Below are 3,778 nucleotides of genomic sequence, written 5' to 3'. Positions count from 1 at the left end.
TAAGGAGTCGTCGGCAGCGTCAGATGTGTATAAGAGACAGCCCCCCGCCACCGCGCCACCACCCTCGCTCTGGCCGCCTGCCTCACCCTCACCACCGCCGCCACCCTCGAGGCCACCGTCGACCTCCACCACACGGTCGAAGCCGCCCAGTACACCCCCCGGCACCACCACTGACGGGCGCGCGGACGGGCCCCGGCCCGCGCGCCCGCGCCACCCCCACCCGGCGACCACCCCGACTTGCCGGACCCCATCCCCACGACCCCACCTCCCCCGTACTCTTTCGTCAGCGCGCCACTTCGGCGCGCCCTCGACCCCCGCGAGGAGCGATGCGCGTGCGGCAGACCGGACGCCAGTCCCGACGGCCCGAGCGCCGCACCCCACCTGCCACGGCAACCACCGCAGAGCTCGCCAAGGTCCACGAGCACACCCTCACCGAACCCCTCGCCGACCTCGCGGGGCCCGCCGAGCCGCTCCTCCAGCCCCGCCCCGAGATCGGCGACTCCTGGGCACGGCTGCGCCGCCTCGGCCTCGACCCCGAGACCGGCGCCGCCGCCGTCCAGCTCGGCCCCGCCGAGATCGAGCAGCGCCGACGCACCAGCGGCCTGACCACCGTCCTGCCCGTTCTTCGCGACACCCTCCTCGCCCCCGTCGCCCAGGCCCCGCTCCTGCTCGCCATCGCCGACGCCGAGGGCCACGTCCTGTGGCAGGAGGGCGAACGCGGCCTGCGCCGCAGCGCCGAGCGGATCGGCTTCCTGACGGGCGCCCGCTGGACGGAGGAGAGCGTCGGCACCAACGGCATCGCCGTCACCCTGCGCGCCCGCCGCCCCATGCAGGTCCACTCCGCCGAGCACTACCTGCGCAGCCACCACGCCTGGACCTGCGTCGCCGCCCCCGTCCACGACCCGGGCACCGGCCGCCTCGTCGGCGCGATCAACCTGAGCGGCCCGGCCCACAACGTCCGCCCGTACCTGCTGCAGCTCACCGCCACCGCCGCCCGCCTCGCCGAGACGGAACTGCGCGCCCACCGCTTGGAGGCCCTGCACCAGCTGCGCACCCTCGCCGCGCCCCTGCTCGCCCGGGTCGGCGGCCCGGCCCTCGTGGTGGACGCGGCCGGCTGGACGGCGGCGGCCTCCGGCATGCCCGCACCCGATCGGCTCCGCATCCCCGCCAACGGCTGGGCCCCCGCCGCGCTGCACTGGGTGCCGGGCCTCGGCGAGTGCGTCCTGGAGCCCATCGCGGACGGCTGGCTGGTGCGTCCGGTCGGCGTCCCCGGGGAGGACGGCCACGGCGAACTGAGCGCCGAACGGGCCGAGGGCGCCCGGCTGCGGCTGGACCTGCGCCGCCCGGAGCGCCCCGAACTCTTCGTCCAGGGCACCGCCGACAGCTGGTCCCACCCGCTCAGCCCCCGCCACGCCGAGCTGCTGCTCCTGCTGGCCACCGCCCGCGAGGGCAGTACGGCCGCGCAGCTCGCCGAGGCCCTGTTCGGCGACCGCGCCCGCACGGTGACGGTGCGCGCCGAGCTGTCCCGGCTGCGCCGCTACCTGGGCGGGCTGCTGGCCCACCGTCCGTACCGGTTCGCCGAGTCGGTGCTGGTCACGGTGGACGGACCGGAGGACCCGTACGACCTCCTGCCCGCGTCCACCGCTCCGGCGGTGCGGCATCTGCGAGCCGCCCTCGCCGCGGGCACGGCCCGGCTGCCGGGCGCGGTCCCGGCAGCCGTCCCACAGCCGCGCCCGCCCGGGGACGGCCCGACTCAGCAGCCTCCCGCGAGCAGTTCGGCGAGCTGGGCGTCGGTGGGCCCGCAGTCGTGCTCCTGGTCGGCGGAGACGAGCGCGTAGGTGCGGTCCAGCCACGCCTGGACCCGGGGTTTGGAGGCTTCCAACAGGGCGCTGCCGTGCGGGGATTCGAGTGCCAGGTGCAGCGTCGAGCCGTGGCAGGGGCAGTAGGCGGGCCACAGTTTGACGTCGCCCTGGCCGCTCAGGGTGCGCAGGCCCTCGCGCAGCAGGTCGCGGGAGAACACCCAGTCGGCCTCGTCCGGGCGGCCGAGGTGGAAGGTCAGCAGCACCTCGTACGGGCGGGCGGCTTCGAAGCGGAACCGGGTGCGCACCTCGCCGATGACCTCCTCGCCGAGCGAGATCCTCAGCATCAGCACCTCCTCCACCGCCGCCGGAGCGGCGGTGGAGCCGTCCCCATCGCCGCCCGTGGGGGTAGCGGCGAGGGGCGCACTGGAGGCTGCGGACAGCGGGTCGGGCGGCATGACGATCTCTCCGGGACGGCTCGGGATGCCTCCCAGCGTGCGTCACCCGCCGCCCGGCGGCAAGGGTTGCAAGGAGGTTGCAATAACCCCCTTTCGAGCCCCGCGCCCCTTACCGGATTCACCGGACCAACCGTCAACTCCCGCCTGTCGAACGAGTGTCCACGAAGTGGATCAGAAACGTCCACAGGCCGATCGCCCGCTGGTAGGCTCGCCACCCTCCCCGCGCGGGCCCGGGTGCCTCGAGGTGCGCGCTCGAGGTGCGTGGGAGAATACTGCGACGCGACGGCGGCTTCGGGAGGGATGGGTCCGGTGGCGGTACGCGAGGACACCGCGCGGGACGTACGGCACGAGCCCGAACGGCATGGCAGGCACGGCCGCCCGCGCCCGTTCGGCGGCCGGTTCCGTCTGCCCACGCTCCGCTTCTCCGGCGCCGCGATGGCGATGTCCACCGTGGTCGGCATCAGCATCGCCACGACCCTGCTCCTGAACGAGCAACAGGGCGTCGGCCGCCGCGCCGGAGTCGCCCGCGTCGGCACCACGCCGCCGCCCACACCCACGGCCGACGACCGCACGGAGGCGGCCGCCGGGCAGGGCCCGGACACCGACCACGCCTCCGCCCGCCCCTCCCACCAGCACGAACGCGGGCCCAGGCGGGGCAACGACAGCACCACCGCCGGCCGCCGCGGCCCCGAGGCCCCATCCCCGAGCGTGCCCCCGCACGGCGGCGAGACCGCCGACCACGACGCCTCCCCCTCCGCGCCCGCCGGACCGTCCGGCACCCCCTCGCCCACCGCCTCCGGCACCGCGGGCGCCGCGGGGACCCCGAGCCCCAGCGCGAGCGCCGATCCGTCCCCCCACATCACCGGCCCGCGCCCGATCTCCCCCAACCTCCCGGTGCCGGCCCCTGCTCCCGCCCCCGCCCCCGCCCCCGGCTCCGGCTCCGGCTCCGGCGATGACGGCTACGGCGACGGCGACGTGACGGCCGCGAAAGCCGCGCCGGAGGCCCCGAAGGCCCCCGACACCGCCGCCGACGGCACCACCGAAGACAACGCCGCCGAGGCGCCGCTCCTCGTCGGCACCGCCCAGCGCACTCCGCTCGGCCCGGACGGCCTGCGCCACCGCCTCGACCTCACCGTCGCCGAGCCCGTCACCGCCCTGCAGGTCGAGTTCCGCCTCGCCCCCGGTGCCTCCGCCCCCGGCACCGACTCCGCCTGGACGGACCTGCCCGGCGCCGAGGTCACCGTCCTGCAGGAACGCGGCACCCTGGTCTACCGCTTCACCACCCCGCCCGGCACGGACGTCAGGCCCGGCCGCTACGGCTTCGGCGTCGCCGGTGCCCGCCCGGCCGGCGCCGCCACCCCCGCCGAGAGCTGGAGCGCCGCCGCCTTCGGCATCCGCCGGCCCCACGCGGTCGCCGCCCTCGGCGCCTTCCCCGCGCCCTCGCCCGTGCTCTCGCCGGTGCCCGCGGCCTCGCCCGCACCCTCCCCGGCGCCCCCGCCAGGACCCCGGCCCGCCCCGACG

2 protein-coding genes and 1 pseudogene are annotated in these 3,778 nt (G+C 76.9%); 2 read left to right on the top strand and 1 reads right to left on the bottom strand.

Translation table 11 applies throughout. From position 1 onward, the window contains the following. The first annotated feature begins 326 nt into the window (after positions 1-326). Entirely contained in the window at positions 327-1,838 is a 1,512-nt protein-coding gene (locus IH61_RS0139590; protein ID WP_063763359.1) for a GAF domain-containing protein, read from the top strand. Here the strand turns inward: IH61_RS0139590 and IH61_RS42230 are convergent. Next, positions 1,754-2,257 carry an SsgA family sporulation/cell division regulator gene (locus tag IH61_RS42230; RefSeq protein ID WP_051838780.1) on the bottom strand — a complete coding sequence of 168 codons (504 nt, stop codon included), beginning with the start codon at positions 2,255-2,257 and terminating at the stop codon, positions 1,754-1,756. The genes IH61_RS0139590 and IH61_RS42230 overlap by 85 nt on opposite strands. A gap of 309 nt (positions 2,258-2,566) precedes the next feature. On the opposite strand from IH61_RS42230, the pseudogene IH61_RS0139580 reads away from it, so the two are divergent. Further along, positions 2,567-3,778: pseudogene (locus IH61_RS0139580) on the top strand (hypothetical protein); the annotation flags it as partial.

Origin of the sequence: Streptomyces sp. NRRL WC-3742 (genome assembly GCF_000720635.1) — a bacterium.
In the GTDB taxonomy this organism is placed as follows: domain Bacteria; phylum Actinomycetota; class Actinomycetes; order Streptomycetales; family Streptomycetaceae; genus Kitasatospora.
This window is presented reverse-complemented; position numbering and strand designations above follow the sequence as displayed.

Bases quoted from the DNA above. Each gene is read 5' to 3' on its own strand.
- IH61_RS0139590 (WP_063763359.1), top strand. From the start codon at position 327: ATGCGCGTGCGGCAGACCGGACGCCAGTCCCGACGGCCCGAGCGCCGC.
- IH61_RS42230 (WP_051838780.1), bottom strand. From the start codon at position 2,257: ATGCCGCCCGACCCGCTGTCCGCAGCCTCCAGTGCGCCCCTCGCCGCT.